The 18,870-nt window shown below is 70.9% G+C and carries 18 protein-coding genes; 9 read left to right on the forward strand and 9 right to left on the reverse strand.

Going from position 1 to position 18,870, the window contains the following annotated elements; genetic code table 11:
• Positions 1-387 precede the first annotated feature (387 nt).
• Positions 388-1,029, reverse strand: a complete 642-nt coding sequence (locus ACWCP6_RS22860; RefSeq protein WP_450934351.1) for a DNA-3-methyladenine glycosylase — start codon at positions 1,027-1,029, stop codon at positions 388-390.
• Between the two features lie 83 nt (positions 1,030-1,112).
• Here ACWCP6_RS22860 and ACWCP6_RS22865 point away from each other — a divergent pair, with 83 nt between their 5' ends.
• The 3 genes from ACWCP6_RS22865 to ACWCP6_RS22875 all read left to right on the forward strand — a co-directional run bounded on the left by ACWCP6_RS22865 (position 1,113) and on the right by ACWCP6_RS22875 (position 3,202).
• Positions 1,113-1,898 (forward strand): sporulation protein, encoded by a 786-nt coding sequence (locus ACWCP6_RS22865; protein WP_450934352.1) that lies wholly within the window; start codon positions 1,113-1,115, stop codon positions 1,896-1,898.
• Between the two features lie 76 nt (positions 1,899-1,974).
• The gene (locus tag ACWCP6_RS22870; RefSeq protein ID WP_450934353.1) at positions 1,975-2,514 is read left to right on the forward strand and encodes a YbhB/YbcL family Raf kinase inhibitor-like protein; all 540 of its coding nucleotides are present in this window, start codon (positions 1,975-1,977) and stop codon (positions 2,512-2,514) included.
• Between the two features lie 181 nt (positions 2,515-2,695).
• The gene (locus ACWCP6_RS22875; protein ID WP_450934354.1) at positions 2,696-3,202 is read left to right on the forward strand and encodes an HNH endonuclease; all 507 of its coding nucleotides are present in this window, start codon (positions 2,696-2,698) and stop codon (positions 3,200-3,202) included.
• Between the two features lie 177 nt (positions 3,203-3,379).
• On the opposite strand, the gene ACWCP6_RS22880 is transcribed toward ACWCP6_RS22875, so the two are convergent.
• From ACWCP6_RS22880 to ACWCP6_RS22890, 3 genes are all read right to left on the reverse strand, one after another.
• Complete coding sequence (locus ACWCP6_RS22880) at positions 3,380-4,324, reverse strand: SPFH domain-containing protein (RefSeq protein ID WP_450934355.1); 945 nt, start codon at positions 4,322-4,324, stop codon at positions 3,380-3,382.
• Between the two features lie 160 nt (positions 4,325-4,484).
• Positions 4,485-4,913 carry an NfeD family protein gene (locus ACWCP6_RS22885; protein ID WP_450934356.1) on the reverse strand — a complete coding sequence of 143 codons (429 nt, stop codon included), beginning with the start codon at positions 4,911-4,913 and terminating at the stop codon, positions 4,485-4,487.
• Between the two features lie 127 nt (positions 4,914-5,040).
• A complete protein-coding gene (locus ACWCP6_RS22890) occupies positions 5,041-5,832 on the reverse strand; it encodes an ABC transporter ATP-binding protein (RefSeq protein ID WP_450934357.1) in 792 nt (263 codons plus the stop codon).
• A gap of 120 nt (positions 5,833-5,952) precedes the next feature.
• On the opposite strand from ACWCP6_RS22890, the gene ACWCP6_RS22895 reads away from it, so the two are divergent.
• Positions 5,953-6,738 (forward strand): hypothetical protein, encoded by a 786-nt coding sequence (locus ACWCP6_RS22895; RefSeq protein WP_450934358.1) that lies wholly within the window; start codon positions 5,953-5,955, stop codon positions 6,736-6,738.
• Positions 6,739-6,808: 70 nt separating this feature from the next.
• Here the strand turns inward: ACWCP6_RS22895 and ACWCP6_RS22900 are convergent, their stop codons facing one another.
• The 4 genes from ACWCP6_RS22900 to ACWCP6_RS22915 all read right to left on the reverse strand — a co-directional run bounded on the left by ACWCP6_RS22900 (position 6,809) and on the right by ACWCP6_RS22915 (position 9,441).
• Entirely contained in the window at positions 6,809-7,048 is a 240-nt protein-coding gene (locus ACWCP6_RS22900) for a chaplin family protein (RefSeq protein ID WP_450934359.1), read from the reverse strand.
• Positions 7,049-7,241: 193 nt separating this feature from the next.
• On the reverse strand, positions 7,242-7,490 hold the full coding sequence (locus ACWCP6_RS22905) for a chaplin family protein (protein ID WP_450934360.1): 249 nt from the start codon (positions 7,488-7,490) through the stop codon (positions 7,242-7,244).
• Between the two features lie 171 nt (positions 7,491-7,661).
• Positions 7,662-8,303, reverse strand: a complete 642-nt coding sequence (locus ACWCP6_RS22910; RefSeq protein ID WP_450934361.1) for a response regulator — start codon at positions 8,301-8,303, stop codon at positions 7,662-7,664.
• The gene (locus ACWCP6_RS22915; RefSeq protein WP_450934362.1) at positions 8,296-9,441 is read right to left on the reverse strand and encodes a GAF domain-containing sensor histidine kinase; all 1,146 of its coding nucleotides are present in this window, start codon (positions 9,439-9,441) and stop codon (positions 8,296-8,298) included. Before ACWCP6_RS22915 ends, ACWCP6_RS22910 begins: the two co-directional genes overlap by 8 nt.
• A 212-nt stretch (positions 9,442-9,653) precedes the next feature.
• Between ACWCP6_RS22915 and ACWCP6_RS22920 the strand changes: the two genes are divergently transcribed.
• The 3 genes from ACWCP6_RS22920 (at position 9,654) to ACWCP6_RS22930 (ending at position 12,464) form a co-directional block, all read left to right on the forward strand.
• The gene (locus tag ACWCP6_RS22920; protein WP_450934478.1) at positions 9,654-10,352 is read left to right on the forward strand and encodes an SDR family NAD(P)-dependent oxidoreductase; all 699 of its coding nucleotides are present in this window, start codon (positions 9,654-9,656) and stop codon (positions 10,350-10,352) included.
• The gene (locus ACWCP6_RS22925; protein WP_450934363.1) at positions 10,349-11,434 is read left to right on the forward strand and encodes an S-adenosylmethionine:tRNA ribosyltransferase-isomerase; all 1,086 of its coding nucleotides are present in this window, start codon (positions 10,349-10,351) and stop codon (positions 11,432-11,434) included. Before ACWCP6_RS22920 ends, ACWCP6_RS22925 begins: the two co-directional genes overlap by 4 nt.
• A gap of 298 nt (positions 11,435-11,732) precedes the next feature.
• Positions 11,733-12,464: a transglycosylase SLT domain-containing protein gene (locus tag ACWCP6_RS22930; protein WP_450934364.1), complete on the forward strand. Its 732-nt coding sequence runs from the start codon at positions 11,733-11,735 to the stop codon at positions 12,462-12,464.
• Between the two features lie 115 nt (positions 12,465-12,579).
• Here the strand turns inward: ACWCP6_RS22930 and ACWCP6_RS22935 are convergent, their stop codons facing one another.
• On the reverse strand, positions 12,580-15,111 hold the full coding sequence (locus tag ACWCP6_RS22935; protein WP_450934365.1) for an FHA domain-containing protein: 2,532 nt from the start codon (positions 15,109-15,111) through the stop codon (positions 12,580-12,582).
• Between the two features lie 319 nt (positions 15,112-15,430).
• On the opposite strand from ACWCP6_RS22935, the gene ACWCP6_RS22940 reads away from it, so the two are divergent.
• The gene (locus ACWCP6_RS22940) at positions 15,431-17,350 is read left to right on the forward strand and encodes a streptophobe family protein (protein WP_450934366.1); all 1,920 of its coding nucleotides are present in this window, start codon (positions 15,431-15,433) and stop codon (positions 17,348-17,350) included.
• A 247-nt stretch (positions 17,351-17,597) separates the two neighbouring features.
• On the forward strand, positions 17,598-18,803 hold the full coding sequence (gene serB / locus ACWCP6_RS22945) for a phosphoserine phosphatase SerB (protein ID WP_450934367.1): 1,206 nt from the start codon (positions 17,598-17,600) through the stop codon (positions 18,801-18,803).
• Positions 18,804-18,870 lie beyond the last annotated feature (67 nt).

Genomic DNA, 18,870 nt, shown 5'->3' on the forward strand with positions numbered 1-18,870 from the left:
CCGGGCGCTTCCCTTCGGTCTTGCGTTTCCGACTCTATCAGATCTTTCCGATCCGATTTCCTCGGTGCTTTCCGGCCCTTCGACCTTTCGGTCTCTGCGGCCTTCCGGCGGTTCCGACTCTATCAGATCCTTTCGGGCCCGATTCCCCGGTCGGCGGGGGTTTTGCTTTTGTCTATTCGGCCTCGCGGCCTTTCGACATTCACTACGTTAACCGACTTCCCCGGCGACTCATAATCGAGCCCTTGAGGTCGAATTTCGGCATGCCGAAAGACGCACCCGTTGAGGGAGGTGGATCGTAGGTAGTGGGTTGGCCGCTTCCGGCTGCAGGCGATACGCCGTACCCGGTTCAAGCGGCTCGGGATACATTACGCATCGCCCGGAGCCGAGTCAAGTCCGGCGCCGGCGAGGCGTATGAGCCCGATAGGGGCTCACCGTCGGGTCGTTGGCGATCCAGAAGCGCCACGGGTGGACGCCTCCTTCGCCGGCGACTCCGGTGCGCGGACCGCTGCGGACCCGTTCGGGCGGTGCGGGGGCGCCGGCGAGGACGGTGAGGGGTGCGTCGGGGCCGTCGCAGACGTCCGTGCCGTCGAGGGCCCGGTCGATGTCGAGGGCGGTCGCGAGCCGCGCCGGCCCCTTGGCCAGTTCCCTGTCGTTGCGTGCCGACGGACGGCGGGGCCGGGCGATGTCGGCGCCGGCCGTGACCTCCCCCGCGCGGAGCAGAACGGCACTGGCCGTGCCCTCGGGACCGCACACGAGGTTGAGACAGTGCCACATGCCGTAGGTGAAGTAGACGTATGCGTGTCCGGGCGGACCGAACATCACGTTGTTGCGGCCGGTGGGCCCCCGGAAGGCGTGTGATCCCGGGTCGGCCTGGCCTGCGTACGCCTCCACCTCCGTCAGCCGGAGTTCCATGCGCCCGTCCGGGCCGTTGCGGACGAGGACGCGTCCCAGGAGTGCGGGGGCGACCTCGAGGACGGGGCGGTCGAAGAACTCCCGGGGGAGGGGCGTACGGTCAGGGGCCGCGATCATGGCGTACGAGCGTAGTGCAGGGAACCCGCCACGGCCTGAGCGCGTGTGTACGGGGCAAGGCATGTGAGGTCGAAGGAGGAAACATGGGGTTCAAGAAGCTGCTGGCGAGCCTGGGCGCAGGTGGGGCCTCGGTCGAGACGGTGCTGACCGAGGTCAACGTCGTCCCGGGCGGCGTGGTCCAGGGCGAGGTGCGGATCCAGGGCGGTTCCGTGAACCAGCAGATCGAGGGGCTGTCGGTCGGCCTGCAGGCCCGGGTCGAGGTGGAGGGCCACGACGACCAGGAGTACAAGCAGAACATCGAGTTCACGAAGGTGCGCCTCGGCGGAGCCTTCGAGCTCCAGGCGGGTGCGGTGCACACGGTTCCGTTCGGGCTGGAGATCCCGTGGGAGACGCCGGTCACCATGATCGACGGGCAGGCCCTGCGCGGCATGCACATCGGTGTGACCACCGAGCTCGAGATCGCGCGTGCCGTGGACTCCGGCGACCTCGACCCCATCAACGTGCATCCGCTGCCGGCGCAGCAGGCGATCCTGAACGCCTTCATCCAGCTGGGCTTCCGCTTCAAGAACGCGGACATGGAGCGTGGACACATCAGGGGGACGCGTCAGCGGCTGCCCTTCTACCAGGAGGTCGAGTTCCACGCGCCGCAGCAGTACCGCGGGCTGAACCAGGTGGAGCTGACCTTCGTCGCGGACGGCCGGGAGATGGACGTCGTCCTGGAGATGGACAAGAAGCCGGGCCTCTTCAGCGAGGGCAGCGACACGTACCGCTCGTTCACGGTGGGTCTGCACGACTACCAGGGCACCGACTGGGCCGCATACCTGCACCAGTGGCTGTCGGAGGTCGGCGGGAAGCGGAACTGGTTCTAGGCTCGGGGCGGACAGTTTCCGTGAGCCGCTCGGCGAGTGGCTCACGGAATGGGTTCACCGATCAGGAGGTGCTGACGTGACCGAGTGCAAGAGGCCGCCGCTTCCCCATGACTTCCATCCGGAGGTGGCGCCGTTCACCGTGGTGAGCGACGACGTGGAGCCGGGTGCGGTGCTGAAGGACGCTCAGGTCTACGCGGCCGGGAACACCTCGCCGCATCTGCGGTGGGAGGGTTTCCCGCCGGAGACCAGGAGTTTCGCCGTGACCTGCTTCGACCCGGACGCCCCTACCGGCAGTGGATTCTGGCACTGGGTCGTGTTCGACATCCCGGCCTCGGTGACGGAACTGCCGGCGGGCGCGGGGAGCGGATCGTTCAAGGGGCTTCCCGAGGGCGCGGTGCAGGTGCGCAACGACTACGGCTCGAAGGACTTCGGCGGTGCGGCCCCGCCGCCCGGCGACCCGGCGCACCGCTATGTGTTCACGGTGTACGCGGTGGACCAGGAGAAGCTCGGTCCGGACGGCGCGGCGACGCCGGCGGTCGTCGGGTTCAACCTGCGTTTCCACACGCTGGCGCGTGCCCATGTCGTCGGGGAGTACGCGGCACCCGGTGACAGCTGAGCGTTCACCGAACGTTTGCCCGCCTCTGGTCTGTGAGTGATCGGAGGCGGGCATTTTTCTTGCCGGGGGCCCCGGGGGTGGCCCTCGGGAGCAGATATTGCGTTGTCCATCTCGGCGTGCCCGGCCAGAGTTGATCCCAGCCCGCCAGGGGGTGGGCCGGTGCGCACGGGAGGTGGGCGGGATGCGTGACACGCTGGTGCTGAATGCGAGCTTCGAGCCGCTGTCGACGGTGACGCTGAATCGAGCTGTCGTTCTGGTTCTGCAGGACAAGGCCGTCGTGGAGCAGGAGCATCCGGAGCTGCGTGTGCGTGCCGCCGCCTTCGATCTTCCGGTTCCCCGGGTGATCAGGCTCTGCCGGTATGTCCGGGTGCCCTTCCGAAGACGGGCTCCGTGGTCGCGGCGTGGTGTCCTGGTGCGTGACCGGCACCGGTGCGCGTACTGCGGGAGGCGGGCGACGACCGTGGATCACGTCGTACCCCGGGCGCAGGGGGGTGCGGACTCCTGGTTGAACACGGTCGCCTCGTGTGCGGAGGACAACCACCGCAAGGCGGACCGTACTCCGGAGCAGGCGGGGATGCCGCTGCTGCGGCAGCCGTTCGAGCCGACACCGGCGGACGCCATGCTGTTGACGCTGGGACAGGAGGAGCTGGACGCGCTGCCCGAGTGGCTGGCGCAGTCCGCGGCGTAAGTGCGTGAATGAAGGGCGGCTTCCGGCAGGTGTCGGGGGCCGCCCTCTCGTGTGCCGTTGCCAGGTCTCCGGGGATGCCGTCGGCCGGGTCTCCGGGTGCGCCGTGCGGCAGGTCTCCTCCACCGGCGTGCGCTCGTCCGGTCCCGGGGATGCCCTCGGCCGGCCCCGGGCGTGCCGTCAGTCGATCGAGGGCTTCTCGCGTCGCTCGGAGCCGTTGTTGCCGGACCCGCCGCCCGAACCGCCGCTCATCGGGCCGAAGTTGCCGATGGCTCCGGACAGGCCCTTCAGCGCGTCGCCGATCTCGCTGGGCACGATCCAGAGCTTGTTGGCGTCGCCCTCGGCGATCTTCGGGAGCATCTGCAGGTACTGGTAGGAGAGCAGCTTCTGGTCCGGGTCGCCCGCGTGGATGGACTCGAAGACGGTGCGGATGGCCTGGGCCTCGCCCTCGGCGCGCAGGGCGGCGGCCTTGGCCTCACCCTCGGCGCGCAGGATCGCGGACTGCTTCTCACCCTCGGCGGTGAGGATCTGGGACTGCCGGATGCCTTCCGCGGTGAGGATCGCGGCGCGCTTGTCGCGGTCGGCGCGCATCTGCTTCTCCATCGAGTCCTGGATGGAGGTGGGCGGTTCGATCGCCTTCAGCTCGACGCGGTTGACGCGGATGCCCCACTTGCCGGTGGCCTCGTCGAGGACGCCGCGCAGTGCGGCGTTGATCTCCTCGCGGGAGGTGAGCGTGCGCTCGAGGTCCATGCCGCCGATGATGTTGCGCAGGGTGGTGACGGTGAGCTGTTCGATCGCCTGGATGTAGCTGGCGACTTCGTACGTGGCCGCGCGTGCGTCGGTCACCTGGTAGTAGATGACGGTGTCGATGTTGACGACCAGGTTGTCCTGGGTGATGACGGGCTGCGGCGGGAACGGCACGACCTGCTCACGGAGGTCGATGCGGTTGCGGATCGAGTCTATGAACGGGACGACGATGTTGAGGCCGGCGTTGAGCGTGCGCGTGTAGCGTCCGAAGCGTTCGACGATGGCGGCGCTGGCCTGCGGGATGACCTGGATCGTCTTGATCAGGGCGATGAAGACCAGCACCACCAGAATGATCAGGACGATGATGATCGGTTCCATCGTTGTTCCCCGTCCCCTTCTTGCCTCGTGTGCCCGGCGGTTCCTGCCCCGGAGGGTTCCGGGCCCCCGGATCGCGGGCGTCTTTGAGATCTTGCTCGTCGAGTCTGTCAGACCGTCGTGTGCCGTGGGGCGTGTTCGCGGGACCTGGCGGATTGGCCGGTCAGATGACGATCGCCGTGGCTCCTTCGATGTCGACGACGTCCACCTCCTGGCCGACGTCGTAGCTCCGGGCGGTGTCGAGCGAGCGGGCGGACCAGATCTCCCCGGCGAGCTTGATGCGGCCGCCCGCTGCGTCGACGCGTTCCAGTACGACGGCCTGGCGGCCCTTCAACGCCTCGACGCCGGTTGCCAGTTCGGGGCGCTGGGCGCGGTGTCGCGCGGCCACGGGGCGTACCACGGCGATGAGGGCGACCGAGACGGTGGCGAAGACGAGGACTTGGAGCACGGTGCCACCGCCGAGTGCGGCGGTGACGGCGGCGGCCACGGCGCCCGCGGCGAGCATGCCCAACTCGGGCATCGCCGTCACGACGAGCGCAATGCCGAGTGCTGCCGCGCCGACGAGCCACCACACCCATGCGTTGATGTCCACGCGGTCATGGTAGGACCGCGGGTCCGGTCGCCGACAGGGCGCAGATCCTGCGCGGGGGCGCCGTCGGGCGGCCGGGGTGTACGGGCGCCGTCGGGCGGTGCGGTGGGGACTGGCGCCGCCGGACGGGTCAGCTCAGCGGGAGACCGTGCGCGGTCCAGCGCTCGCCCACCTGCTCGACGACGAGCGGGAGACCGAAGCACAGGGAGAGGTTGCGGGAGGTGAGTTCGAGCTCGATCGGGCCCGCGGCGAGCACCTTGCCCTGGCGGATCATGAGGACGTGCGTGAAGCCGGGGGCGATCTCCTCGACATGGTGGGTGACCATGATCATGGAGGGGGCGATGGGGTCGCGGGCGAGCCGGCCGAGACGGCGGACGAGGTCCTCGCGGCCGCCGAGGTCCAGTCCCGCGGCGGGCTCGTCGAGGAGGAGCAGCTCGGGGTCGGTCATCAGGGCGCGGGCAATGAGGGTGCGCTTGCGCTCGCCCTCGGAGAGGGTGCCGAACCTGCGGTCCAGGTAGTCGCTCATGCCGAGCCGGTCGAGGAAGGCGCGGGCGCGCTGCTCGTCGACGTCCTCGTAGTCCTCGTGCCAGCCGGCGGTCATGCCGTACGCCGCGGTGAGGACGGTCTGCAGGACGGTCTGGCGCTTGGGGAGCTTCTCGGCCATGGCGATGCCGGCCACGCCGATGCGCGGGCGCAGCTCGAAGACGTCGATCTTGCCGAGCTGGTCGCCGAGGATCGTGGCGGTGCCCTTGCTCGGGAACAGGTAGCTGGAGGCCACGTTCAGAAGGGTGGTCTTGCCGGCGCCGTTCGGGCCGAGGATGACCCAGCGCTCCCCTTCCTTCACCGACCAGGAGACCTGGTCCACCAGTGCCCGGCCCTCGCGGACCACGGATACGTCCACCAGCTCCAGAACATCGCTCATGAGCGCGTTGTCTCCCATTGCAGTCTCGGCTGTCGCGTGCGTCTGTGGACGCAGCCCCCGTCAAACCTACGCCACCGGCCGGGCGGCCTATCCCATCGGCCGGTCCTTAGGCTGGGGTCCATGTTCTCGGAACCACGCTCTGGACGGTTGGCGGCTTGGGGAAATGCCCTTTTGGCCGGATTTGTCTCGCCGGATGACGCGGTGCTTGCCGCGGTCGGCGAGGACGCGGTGCACCGGGTGGAAGGAGTTCCCGGGGAGAACGCCCCGGTGGGGCTGACACTCGCCCTGGGCCGGCTGCGGGCACTCGGTGTGACCGGGCTGCGGGTCGCGCTGCCGGCACCGGGGCACCCGCTGGGTCTGAGCGGCCCTCCCGAATTCAATGCGCGGGCCATGGAGGCGGAGGAGGCCGTCATCTGCCACGGGGCCGCGCTCGGGCTGGTGCCCGAGGTGTACGAGGCGGGGCCCGAGGGCGACGTGCATGTCGAGGTGGTCTGGCACTGTCTGCCGGTGCGCGAGGCGCCTCCCGCCGATGTGCCGTCCCTCGGCGAGGCGGAGCGGGAGCTGGCGGAGGCCCTGCGGGAGGCGACGAAGGTGTTGTCGCGGCTCGACGTCGCGGCGTCGGGGCCGGTGGCGGAAGCCGCGATCGACGCCTACCGGGCACGGGCCGAGCAGGGGCGCGAGGTGCTGGCGCCCGGGTATCCGCCGCGGGCGGTAAGGGTGTTGGAACTGGCCCGGCGGGTGGGACTGCTGGTCTCGCTGGCGTACGAGAACGGGCACGGCGGGGCCGTGAGCGCATCGGAGATGGCGGCCCGCGCGGAGGTGCTGCGACCGGTGGAGCGGGTCGCGCGCAGGGCGCAGGTGGCCGCGTACAACGCCTATGTCGAGGAGACCGAGAGGGGCCGCTGAGAACGGCCCGGACAAGCCGAGGGCCCCGCGGAACCTCATCGGTTCCCGGGGCCCCCGTGAACGGCGGAAGTCAGCCGTTCTGGCCTCCGTTGCCGAACGCCGGGTTGAGAGCACCGATCACGTTGGCGGTGTTGCCGACGACGTTCACCGGGACGTGGACCGGCACCTGCACGAGGTTGCCGGAGCCGACACCGGGCGACCCGGTGGCCGCGCCCTGGGCTCCCGAGTCGGCGAGGGCAGCACCGGCGGAGGCGCCCGCGGCCACGCCGGCGACGGCGATGGCCAGTGCGGCCTTCTTGGCGATGTTCATGGAAGTGTTCCTCCTCGAGTGGCGTATCGACCCTGCCGCGGGTCGCACGTACTGCAACGCGCGGACCCGGGCTGCGACACGGGGACACCGGGGTGATGGGCCCGATCGGATCAATGGGCCGGCTCCCTGACCATCGAACACCGGGGCGCGCCGTCCCGGGCGCACCTGCGCCGGAACCGCCGCCCCGGGGGTGTCAGTGGTTCAGCCCGAGGTTTCCGAACGCCGGGTTCAGGGCGCCGATCACGTTGACGGTGTTGCCGACGACGTTCACCGGCACGTGGACCGGAACCTGCACGACGTTGCCCGAACCGACACCCGGGGAGTGCGTCGCGTGGCCACAGGCGTGCGCGCCACCCGTGGTGGCGGAGGCGAGGCCGGCACCGGCGGCGATCAGACCACCCGTCATGAGGGTCACGGTGGCGGCCTTCTTCAGGTTCTTCACTTCTTGCTCCCGTTCTGGTGACCGCTGCGGCAGGCGCCGCAGCACGCCCTGGACAACGGCCGGGAGCCACATCGGATGCGCCATTCGGGGGACATCTACACGACAGTATGAATCTCATCCCGGAATGGAACCGTCCGCCGGGGCCGCGGCGGGCGTGCTCCGGAGCGCGGATCAGCCGGTCACACCGTGTCGTACGGCCCAGAGCGCGGCCTGAGTGCGGTCCGCCAGATCGAGTTTCATGAGGATGTTGGAGACATGCGTCTTGACGGTCTTCTCGGAGAGGACGAGCGCGCGGGCGATCTCACGGTTGGAACGCCCGTCGGCGATCAGGCCGAGAACCTCCCGCTCGCGCTCGGTGAGTGAACCTCCCCTTCCCTGGCCGCTGTTGGTCTCCTGGGACAGCAGCGCGGCCGCGACCTCCGGCTGCAGCAGCACATGGCCGGCGTGCACGGAGCGGATGGCGCCGGCCAGCGCATCCGGGTCGATGTCCTTGTAGACGTAGCCGGCGGCGCCGGCGCGGAGCGCGGGAACGACCGTGCGCTGCTCGGTGAAACTGGTGACGACGAGCACCCGCGCGGGGTTGGCGAGTTCACGGAGCCGGCGCAGCGCCTCGATACCGTCCATGCCCGGCATCGTCACGTCCATCAGGACGACGTCGGGACGCAGCTCCTCGGCCCGGGCGACGCCCTCCTCACCGTCGGAGGCCTCCCCCACGACCTCGATGTCGTCCTGGACCTCGAGGAACGTGCGCAGGCCGCGGCGGACCACCTGGTGGTCGTCCACCAGGAGCACCCGGATACTCTGCTCAGCCACCGGGGACCTCCATCTCGATCGTCGTGCCCTTTCCGGGCTCCGATTCCACCGTGAGCCGGCCGCCCGCCCCGCTCGCCCGGTCGCGCATCGACACCAGCCCGAGGTGGCGTCCCGCGCGGCGTATCGCCCGGGGGTCGAAGCCGCGGCCGTCGTCGGTGACGCGCAGCACCGCGCCGCCGCCGCGCTTTTCGAGCACCACGTCGACGCGGTCCGCACCGGAGTGGCGCAGGGCGTTGTGCAGGGCCTCCTGGGCCACGCGGAGCACCGCCTCCTCCTGCGCCGCGGGCAGGGCCCGCACGCCGTGCGCCGCAAAGGTGACCTGTGCGGTGTGGGCGCGGTCGAGGACCTGCGCCTGGGTGCGCAGGGTGGCCGCCAGGCCGTCCTCGTCGAGGCCTGCGGGCCGCAACTCGACGACGGCGGCGCGCAGTTCGTCGGCAGCCTCGGCGGCGAGCGCGGCGACCTGTTGGAGTTCTCCCTTGGCCCGTGAGGGGTCGCGGTCGACGAGCGCGGCGGCGGCCTGGGCGGTCAGCCGGAGCGAGAAGAGCTTCTGGCTGACGGCGTCGTGCAGTTCGTGGGCGAGGCGGGACCGCTCCTCGACGATGGTGAGTTCGCGGCTGCGTTCGTAGAGCCGGGCGTTGGTCAGGGCGATCGCTGCGTGCTGGGCGAGGATCGACAGCAGGTCCTGGTCCTCCTCCGTGAAGCCGCAGCCTCCGTCCTTCCGGGAGCACCTCTTGTTGGCGAGGAAGAGGGCACCGATGATCTCGTCGCCGTCGCGGATGGGCAGGCCCAGGAAGTCGGACATCTCCGGGTGGGCGGCCGGCCAGCCCTCGAAGCGGGGGTCCCTGCGCACGTCGGCGAGGCGCTGGGGCTTCGCGTCGTGCAGCATCGCGGCGAGGATGCCGTGCTGCCGGGGCAGCGGCCCGATGCGCTTCCACTGCTCCTCGCTGACGCCGTCGACGACGAACTGTGCGAAGCCTCCGTGGTCGTCGGGGACGCCCAGCGCCGCGTACTCGGCGTCGAGCAGCTCGCGGGCCGAGGCGACGATCGTCTTGAGGACGTCGCGCACCTCCAGGTGCCTGCTCATGGCGAGCAGTGCCGAGCTGACGGCCGAGAGGCCTGATCGTGGACCGTTACCCATGGCTTCACGGTACCGGCGGGGTGTGACGGTCCGTATCGGCCGCGTGGCGGCGCCGTCCGGGACCGTGGCCCTAGGACCCGGCCTAGGGCGAAGGGACCTGCACGGTTGCGGCCCGCGCACGAGGCGGCGGCAGGCGGCGCGTTCCTAGCGTGAGTGCACCGGCCGGGGTCTTCCCCGGCGACGGCACGCAACGGGACGAGGGGACGGACGTCATGCCGGTGGCGATCATCACGGGGGCTTCGAAGGGGCTGGGGCGCGCGCTGGGCGCGGCCCTGGCCGGGCGTGGCTGGGATCTGGTGCTGGACGCAAGGACGGCGGCGGTGCTGGAGGACACGGCGCGGGAGCTGGGGACGCACGGCACCCGGGTCACCGCGCTGACCGGGGATGTCACGGACGCCGGACACCGCGCGGAGCTGGTGGCCGCGGCCGGGAAACTGGGCGGACTCGATCTGCTGGTGAACAACGCGAGCGTGCTCGGCGCCGCGCCGCTGGTGCGGCTGGCCGCGCTGCCGCTGGAGGGGCTGCGCGAGGCGCTGGAGACGAATGTCGTGGCGGCGCTCGGTCTCGTCCAGGAGGCTCTGCCGCTGCTGCGGGCGGCGCGGGCCGGCACCGTGATCGACGTCAGTTCCGACGCGGCCGCCGAGGCGTACGGGACGTGGGGCGGCTACGGGGCGTCGAAGGCGGCGCTCGACCAGCTGTCGGCGGTGCTCGCGGTGGAGGAGCCCGGGCTGCGGGTGTGGGCGGTGGATCCCGGGGACATGCGCACGGATCTGTACCGGGCGGCGGTGCCGACGGACGACGAGTCGGGGCGGCCGCTGCCGGAGAGCGTGGTGCCGGGCTTCCTGCGGCTGCTGGACGAGCGCCCGGCGAGCGGCCGGTACGCGGCCCGGGACCTGCTGGAGGTCCGGTGAGCATCGCCGTGCGGGTGCCGGACGAGCTGTCCGCCCGGGTGCCCGTGGAACAGCGCGGGCCGGGGCTGGACCGGGACGCGGTGCGGCTGCTGGTGTCGCGTGGGACGGAGGTCACCCATCACGCCTTCACCGAGCTGCCGGAGCTGCTGCGGGCGGGCGATGTGCTGGTGGTCAACACGTCGCCGACGCTGGCCGCCGCGGTGGATGCCGAGGCCGGGGATGAGCAGGTGGTGATCCATTTCTCGGCGCAGGGCGACGACGGGCGCTGGGCCGTCGAGCTGCGGGAACCGGACGGACGGGGGACCACACGCGCGCACGCGGGCGGGCCCGCGGGTACGGAGGTGGTGCTCCCCGGCGGTGCGCGACTGGTGCTGGAGGAGGAGCTGAGCCCCGGGAACGCGCGGCTGTGGTGGGCGCGCGTCGCCGCGGGGGAGGTGCCGGAGCTGCTGCGGCGGCACGGGAGGCCGATCCGGTACGCCTACACGGAGCGGGACCAGCCGCTGTCCGCGTACCAGACGGTGTTCTCCGTGCCGTCCCCCGACGGTCTCGGCAGTGCGGAGATGCCGAGTGCGGCGCGCCCCTTCACCTCACGCCTGGTGACGGACCTCGTGAGTCGAAGTGTCCAATTTGCACCGATTTGCCTTTATACGGGTGTCGCCTCCGTCGAGTCCCACGAACCTCCCTATCCGGAGCGTTATGTAGTACCCCTCACATCCGCCCGACTGATCAATGCCGCGCGGGCCGGCGGCGGGCGGATCGTGGCGGTCGGTACTACCGCGGTTCGTGCAGTGGAGTCCGCGGCGGGGCCGGACGGCCTCGTGCACGCCGCATCGGGGTGGACGGACCTGGTGATCACGCCCGAGCGGGGAGTACGGGCCGTGGACGGACTGCTGACCGGGCTGCACGAACCGGAGGCCTCGCACCTGCTGATGCTGGAGGCCATCGCAGGCCAGAGGGTTGTCGGCCTGAGTTACGAGGAGGCTCTGCGCCGTCTCTACCTTTGGCACGAGTTCGGCGACCTCCACCTCATCCTCCCGGCCGACAGCGCTCACACAGCGCGTTGCCGTAGCAACAAACGGTGAGACTGTTACGCGGCCGATGTGAGCCCGCGCATAGGACTCACGTCACGTACGAACTGCCCTAGTGGATGGAAAAAGGGCATATGAACGGCGCCGATGTCCGAGTTCGCACCGTTCGTCTGCACCCTGATCCACTATCCGGGGTCGTACGTCACACCTTTGCCAGGCGATTTTGCGGCCGCTAAGAATTGCTCCCGTCGCTCGGCACCGCGGTGGATCCACCCCCTGGTGCTTGTGCCGGAACCATGTCCCCTTCCGGACGAGAGCGACCTCCCGAGCTATTCGAAGAGGTCCACCAGCCATGCCCCAGCACAGCACGACTCCTGGTCACAGTTCGAAGAAGCTGACCAAGGCCCACAAGTTCTCCATCGCGGGTTTCGCCACGCTCGGCGCCGCCGCCCTGGCGATCTCGCTGGTGCCCGGGAACAACTCCGGCGCCGAGGCCCAGGACGTGGCCGCCGCTCCGGTCGCCTACGTCGCCGGTGGTCAGGTCAAGGACGTCCACGCCGCCGTCACCGACCAGCTGGCCGTCGCCGACCAGAAGGCCCAGGCCGCCACCGCGAAGCTGAAGGCACAGGCTGCCGAGGCCGCGAAGCCCGCGGCCGCCACCGCCGTGAACGCACAGACCGCCGCGAAGGCCCAGACCGCCGCCACGCAGTCCCGCGTGGTCCAGGCCGTCAGCCGCTCCGCGGTCCGCACCGCCCCGGCCTACACGAACAACCTCGACGGCTGGATCCGCCAGTCCCTCGACATCATGCGGGCCCACAAGATCCCGGGTTCGTACAACGGTCTGTACCGCAACATCATGCGTGAGTCGTCGGGCAACCCGATGGCCATCAACAACTGGGACATCAACGCCATCAACGGCGTCCCCTCCAAGGGCCTGCTCCAGGTGATCCAGCCCACGTTCAACACGTACCACGTGGCGGGCACGTCCTGGAACATCTACGACCCGGTCGCCAACATCACGGCCGCGGCCAACTACGCCGCGCACCGCTACGGCACGATCGACAACGTCAACAGCGCCTACTGAGCCTCATCGGGCCTCTGAGTCTCGGCGAAGACGCGAAAAGGGCGGCACCCCTCGGGGGGGTGCCGCCCTTCGCCCGTGTGCGACCGCTCACCCGCAGCGCATCACCGGCAGTGCATTACTTGCTGCGCATGACCTCGGGCTCGTGGCGGCGCAGGAAGCGCGCCACGAAGAAGCCGCAGAGCACGCCGAGCGCAAGCAGGGCGGCCATGTCCATGCCCCACGTCGCGACGTCGTGGTCCCACAGCGGGTCCGTGTTCGTCGGGTCGTCCTTGTTCGGGTTGATCTTGTTGAAGTCCAGCGTGGCGCCGGCCGCGGCCACGGCCCAGCGGGACGGCATCAGGTACGAGACCTCGTTGACGCCGACCGAGCCGTGCAGCGTGAACAGGCAGCCGGTGAACACGACCTGGATGATCGCGAACATCACCAGCAGCGGCATGGTCTTCTCCGCGGTCTTCACCAGGGCGGAGATGATCAGACCGAACATCATCGACGTGAAGCCGAGCGCCATGATGGGCACGGAGAGCTCGATCATCGTCGCGCTGCCGAGGACGAGCCCCTTGTCGGGGATCGTGCGGCTGGCGAAGCCGATGGCGCCCACGAGCAGACCCTGGATCACCGTGATCATGCCGAGCACGATGACCTTGGACATCAGATATGCCGAGCGCGACAGGCCGGTCGCCCGCTCCCGCTCGTAGATGACCCGTTCCTTGATCAGCTCGCGGACCGAGTTGGCGGCTCCCGCGAAGCATGCGCCGACGGCGAGGATCAGCAGCACCGTGGTGGCCGTGCCGTTCGGGATGATCCTCCGGGCCTGCACGTTGAAGTGGACCAGCAGGTCGTTGTTGTGGTCGATGAGCAGGCTCACCGCGCCGAGCACCGCCGGCAGGATCAGCATCAGCGCCATGAAGCCCTTGTCGGACGCGATCACCGACACATAGCGGCGGACCAGTGTGACCAACTGGGAGCCCCAGCCCTGCGGCTTCGGCGGCTTGATGGCCTGCGGCGGCGGCATGTGCGCCTGCTGCGGGGCGACGGCGTCGATGTCCGCGGCGTACATCTGGTAGTGCTGCGAGCCCTTCCAGCGGCCCGCCCAGTCGTAGTCGCGGTAGTTCTCGAAGGCCGAGAACACATCGGCCCAGGTGCTGTAGCCGAAGAAGTTCAGCGCCTCCTCCGGCGGACCGAAGTACGCGACGGCACCGCCCGGCGCCATCACCAGCAGCTTGTCGCAGAGCGCCAGCTCGGCGACCGAGTGCGTGACCACGAGGACCGTACGGCCGTCGTCGGCGAGGCCGCGCAGCAGCTGCATGACGTCGCGGTCCATGCCCGGGTCGAGGCCCGAGGTCGGCTCGTCGAGGAAGATCAGTGACGGCTTGGTCAGCAGCTCCAGGGCGACGGACACGCGCTTGCGCTGACCGCCGGAGAGGGAGGTGACCTTCTTGTCCTTGTGGATGTCGAGCTTGAGCTCGCGCAGCACCTCGTCGATGCGCTGCGCGCGCTCCTGCTCGCTGGTGTCGGCGGGGAAGCGCAGCTTGGCCGCGTACTTCAGCGCCTTACGGACGGTGAGCTCCTTGTGCAGGATGTCGTCCTGCGGAACCAGGCCTATGCGCTGGCGCAGCTCGGCGAACTGCTTGTACAGGTTCCGGTTGTCGTAGAGGACGTCGCCCCGGTCGGCGGGCCGGTAGCCGGTGAGCGCCTTCAGCAGCGTGGACTTGCCGGAGCCGGACGGGCCGATGACCGCGACGAGCGACTTCTCGGGGACGCCGAAGGAGACGTCCTTCAGGATCTGCTTGCCGCCGTCGACCGTCACGGTCAGATGGCGGGCCGAGAACGAGACCTCACCGGTGTCGACGAACTCCTCGAGCCGGTCGCCGACCAGGCGGAACGTCGAGTGACCGACACCGACGGTGTCGTTCGGGCCGATCTGGGCCGAACCGCCCTTGGTGATCGGCATACCGTTGACGTACGTGCCGTTGTGCGAGCCGAGGTCGCGGATCTCGAAGCGGCCGTCGGGCGTGGCGTGGAACTCGGCGTGGTGGCGGGAGACCTGGAGGTCGGAGACGACCAGCTCGTTCTCCAGCGCACGACCGATGCGCATCACCCGGCCGAGGGCGAACTGGTGGAAGGTCGTGGGGCTGCGGTCGCCGTGGACCGGCGGCGCGCCGGCGTCGGCGGCGGGGCCCTGCTGATGCGGCACCTGGGCCTGCTCGGGATTCTGCTGCCAGCCCTGCTGCGGCACTTGCTGGTTCGGCGCCTGCTGCTGCGCCTGGGCCCAGTCGCCGCCGGCCTGACCCCCGTACGGCTGCTGAGGGGTGGCCTGCTGCGCCTGCTGCTGGGGCGTGGCTACGGCGGCCGCCGCGGCGCCCTGTACGTTCAGCAGCGGACCGTCGGTCGCGTTGCCCAGGTGCACGGCCGACCCGGGGCCGATTTCCAGCTGGTGGATCCGATGGCCCTGCACGAAGGTGCCGTTGGTGCTGCCGTGGTCCTCGATGACCCAACTGCGGCCGCCCCAGCTGATGGTGGCGTGCCGCCAGGAGACCCTGGCGTCGTCGAGCACGATGTCGCCCTGCGGATCGCGTCCGAGGGTGTATGGCCTGGACGGATCGAGCGTCCAGGTCCGTCCGTTCAATTCCAGTACGAGTTCCGGCACTCCATGCCCCACTGATTTGTCCCCCGATTAGCCCCCGTCTTGGGGAGTCTAGGGATGTCGAAGTTCGTGGGGAACTATTTCAGGCTCGGACCCCCGACCGAAAGTCGGGCCTTGTGAAGAGTACGTACCGGCCTGTATCGCCCACCCGTTGACGGGGCGGATACCGCCCCGGAGAGTGGTAAGCGGCCATGAGTGCCCACGGATCATGCCGATTGCGCGCGTTCGGGAACCACCGGGGCGACCGGTACGAACGGAACCAAGGGGACACGGTGGGCCGGACGGTGGCTCGGTGCTGTGCGGGTGCGGATCGGGGGGCCCGATGGAGAGCGGCGGACACGGCGACCAGTGGGGCAGGGGTTCCGGCGCGGTGCGGGGCCCCGGCGCCGTCGCGGGCCCCGGTGCGCGGCAGGGTTCGGCCGGGTACAAGAACCTTGGTGCGCCGCGGGGGTTCGGCGCGCGCTGGTGGGACGTGCTGCTGTCCGCGGTCGCCGCGGTGAGCTGGGCACTCGTCGGCATGGCGGGCACGGCGGCACTCGGGCTGCATCTGCTCGGTGCGGACGGGGCCGGCTCGCTCCGGACGATGACGGCGGCGGTGGTGGCGCTCGGCGCGGGCGGTTCGGTCACGCCGTCCGGGGACGTGTCGGTGTTCGGCCTCCACGGAGCACGGGCGCACACCGCGATCGACGTCGCACCGCTCGGCGTCGGCCTGGTGGGGGCTCTTCTGCTGTCCTTGTTCTTCCTGCGCTCCCTGCGGGCGGCGGAGGTCGAGGTCACACCGGGCGAACTCGTCGCCCGCGCCGGTGCGGTGGCCGCACTGTTCCTCGCGATGCTGGGCGGCTTGGCGTGGGCGGGCCACGACCTCATCACGATCGACGGTGCGTCGCTGGGGGCCGGAGCTCTGCCCGGTGGAGGGCTGCCCGGGAGCATCCGGGACCGGCTGCCAGGCGGGCTCGGGGATCTCGGCGATCTTGGGGATCTGGGCGATCTCGGACGGCTGCCCGACCGGCTCGGCGACCTGGTGCGGGCGAAGGCCTCGGTCGGCTTCACCGTCGACATGGGGCCGACCCTGCTGGGCGGGGGCTGCTGGGTACTGGGGGTGCTGCTCGTCGCGCTGCTCGCCTCGCGCCGTACCCCGCTGCCGCGCGGCTGGGACGGGGTGCACCGGGTGGTGCGCCCCGCGGTCTCCTCGCTGGTCGCGGCCGCCCTGGTGGCCGTCGGCGCGGGGCTCGCGGCCGCGGCGTACGCGATGGTCGGGGACGCCCATCCGCGGCGGATCGCCGGCGCGGCCCTGCTCGGCGCCCCCAACGGTGTCTGGCCGGGGCTGTCCCTGGGGCTGTTCGTCCCGTGGCACGGCAAGGCCACAGGCCAGCTCACCGCTCTTCTCCCGGCCCCCTTGAACACGTTGCTGGACGGCCCCCCGGACCGGCCCGTCACGCTCCGCCGGCTCGCCGAACTCGACAGCCGGGTATGGCTGTTGGCCGTGGGTGCGGTCGCGCTCATGCTGCTGGCGGGGGTGCTGACCGGGGCGCGGACCCCTCTCGGGCCGGGGGCCGACGGCTCGCGGGGCGGCGCCGAACCGGGTGCCGTCGGATTCGCCGCGCGCTGTGCGGTCCGGCTCGGGGCGGCGACCGCGGTGGGGCTGCCGCTCGTGGTGTGGCTGAGCGGGGTTTCCGCGGGTGCGTCGCTGTCCGTACTCGGGTTCGACGCCGTCGGGGCGGGGATCGAACTGCGCGGCCGTCTGCTGACGGCGGCCCTGCTCGGGGCGCTGTGGGGGCTCGCAGCGGGCTTCGTGGGGGCACTCGCGGCATACGCGGCCGGGGCGGCCGGCACCCGGGCGATACGGCTCACCGCGGGCCGCGCCGGCTCGGCGGACGGCGGTGCGCGAGGCGGCCTGTACGCGGACGGCACTCCGGGTTTCGGGCCGGCCCCGACCGCGCGCCCGGGGAGCGTCCACGGCCCCGGCCCCTACCATCCGCGCACTCCCCACCGGCCCCCGAACCCCGAGACCAACCCGTATCTGAGGCTGCCGGACAGCGGCGGCGGGGCAGCCGCCCGGCCGCCGGAGGACGTCGTCCCCTCCCCCGGGCCGCCCGACGACGTGGCGAGCGCGCCCACGGTGATCGGTCCGATCGCGCCGCCGTCTTCGCCGGGGCCCCGGCCTCGCTCCCGTCCACGCTGGCCTGATGTGCCTCCGCCGCCGGACGACCCGCCTGCGCCGGGCCGGCCCAGGGGCCGCTGACCCCCGCGGGTGGGTCGCGCCGGGTCGCCCCGCAGGCCTGGGGCGGGCGCCCCGTCGGACGGGCACCGACAGTGCCCGGCTGCGGGGACCCCGGCCGGTTCCGGCGGAGCCCGCCGACGGCGATGCCGTCGCAAGGACGGAGGGGTGGGACGAACACCGCAGGTCCGGCCTCGTCACGCGGCCGGGCGTGTCCGGTGTACGGACCGGTCCCGCGCACCCGTCCGCGGCCGGATACGGTGGAACCACCATGAGCGCTTCGCAGACCTCTGACGTCCCCACTCTCCTGGTCAAGATCTTCGGCAAGGACCGGCCCGGGATCACCGCCGGACTGTTCGACACCCTCGCCGCCTACTCCGTCGACGTCGTCGACATCGAGCAGGTCGTCACCCGTGGCCGTATCGTCCTGTGCGCGCTGGTCACCGAGCCGCCGTCCGGTCTGGAGGGGGACCTCCGGGCCACCGTCCACGGCTGGGCGGAGTCGATGAAGATGCAGGCCGAGATCATCTCGGGCATCGGCGACAATCGGCCCCGCGGCCACGGCCGCTCCCTGGTGACCGTGCTCGGACATCCGCTCACCGCCGAGTCGACGGCCGCCATAGCGGCCACCATCACCGGGACCGGCGGCAATATCGACCGTATCTTCCGGCTGGCCAAGTACCCGGTCACAGCCGTCGAGTTCGCCGTCTCCGGCACGGCGACCGAGGCGCTGCGGACCGCTCTTGCGACGGAGGCGGCCGCGCTGGGCGTGGACGTCGCGGTGGTCTCGACCGGCCTGCACCGCAGGGCGCAGCGTCTCGTCGTGATGGACGTCGACTCGACGCTCATCCAGGACGAGGTGATCGAGCTGTTCGCGGCGCACGCCGGATGCGAGGCGCAGGTCGCCGAGGTGACCGCGGCGGCGATGCGCGGCGAGCTCGACTTCGAGCAGTCGCTGCACGCGCGGGTTGCTCTGTTGAAGGGCCTCGACGCCTCGGTCGTGGACAAGGTCCGCAGCGAGGTGCGGCTCACGCCGGGCGCGCGCACGTTGATCCGTACGCTGAAGCGGCTCGGCTACCAAGTGGGTGTGGTGTCGGGCGGTTTCACACAGGTCACGGACGATCTGAAGGAGCGTCTCGGGCTGGACTTCGCCCAGGCGAACACCCTGGAGATCGTCGACGGCAGGCTGACCGGCCGGGTCGTCGGCGAGGTCGTGGACCGCGCGGGCAAGGCGCGGTTGCTGCGCCGGTTCGCCGAGGAGGCGGGCGTGCCGCTGGCCCAGACCGTGGCGATCGGCGACGGAGCCAACGACCTGGACATGCTGAACGCCGCCGGGCTCGGTGTGGCCTTCAACGCGAAGCCCGTCGTCCGGGATGCCGCGCACACAGCGGTGAACGTGCCGTTCCTGGACACCGTGCTCTATCTGCTCGGCATCACCCGTGAAGAGGTCGAGGCCGCGGACACCCACGTCGACTGAGCGGGCGACAGCCCGGACGGGACCCCTCGACGGGGCCTGGCACCAGTGCAGTGCCGGGCCCCGTCGG

This window comes from Streptomyces sp. NPDC002004 (assembly GCF_053593975.1).

What these genes read in the sequence shown, in the direction of transcription:
- ACWCP6_RS22880 (WP_450934355.1), bottom strand. Translation starts at nt 4,324, where the DNA reads ATGGAACCGATCATCATCGTCCTGATCATTCTGGTGGTGCTGGTCTTC.
- ACWCP6_RS22930 (WP_450934364.1), top strand. Translation starts at nt 11,733, where the DNA reads ATGCCCCAGCACAGCACGACTCCTGGTCACAGTTCGAAGAAGCTGACC.
- serB (WP_450934367.1), top strand. Translation starts at nt 17,598, where the DNA reads ATGAGCGCTTCGCAGACCTCTGACGTCCCCACTCTCCTGGTCAAGATC.
- ACWCP6_RS22860 (WP_450934351.1), bottom strand. Translation starts at nt 1,029, where the DNA reads ATGATCGCGGCCCCTGACCGTACGCCCCTCCCCCGGGAGTTCTTCGAC.
- ACWCP6_RS22915 (WP_450934362.1), bottom strand. Translation starts at nt 9,441, where the DNA reads ATGGGTAACGGTCCACGATCAGGCCTCTCGGCCGTCAGCTCGGCACTG.
- ACWCP6_RS22865 (WP_450934352.1), top strand. Translation starts at nt 1,113, where the DNA reads ATGGGGTTCAAGAAGCTGCTGGCGAGCCTGGGCGCAGGTGGGGCCTCG.
- ACWCP6_RS22890 (WP_450934357.1), bottom strand. Translation starts at nt 5,832, where the DNA reads ATGAGCGATGTTCTGGAGCTGGTGGACGTATCCGTGGTCCGCGAGGGC.
- ACWCP6_RS22895 (WP_450934358.1), top strand. Translation starts at nt 5,953, where the DNA reads ATGTTCTCGGAACCACGCTCTGGACGGTTGGCGGCTTGGGGAAATGCC.
- ACWCP6_RS22920 (WP_450934478.1), top strand. Translation starts at nt 9,654, where the DNA reads ATGCCGGTGGCGATCATCACGGGGGCTTCGAAGGGGCTGGGGCGCGCG.
- ACWCP6_RS22940 (WP_450934366.1), top strand. Translation starts at nt 15,431, where the DNA reads ATGGAGAGCGGCGGACACGGCGACCAGTGGGGCAGGGGTTCCGGCGCG.
- ACWCP6_RS22900 (WP_450934359.1), bottom strand. Translation starts at nt 7,048, where the DNA reads ATGAACATCGCCAAGAAGGCCGCACTGGCCATCGCCGTCGCCGGCGTG.
- ACWCP6_RS22875 (WP_450934354.1), top strand. Translation starts at nt 2,696, where the DNA reads ATGCGTGACACGCTGGTGCTGAATGCGAGCTTCGAGCCGCTGTCGACG.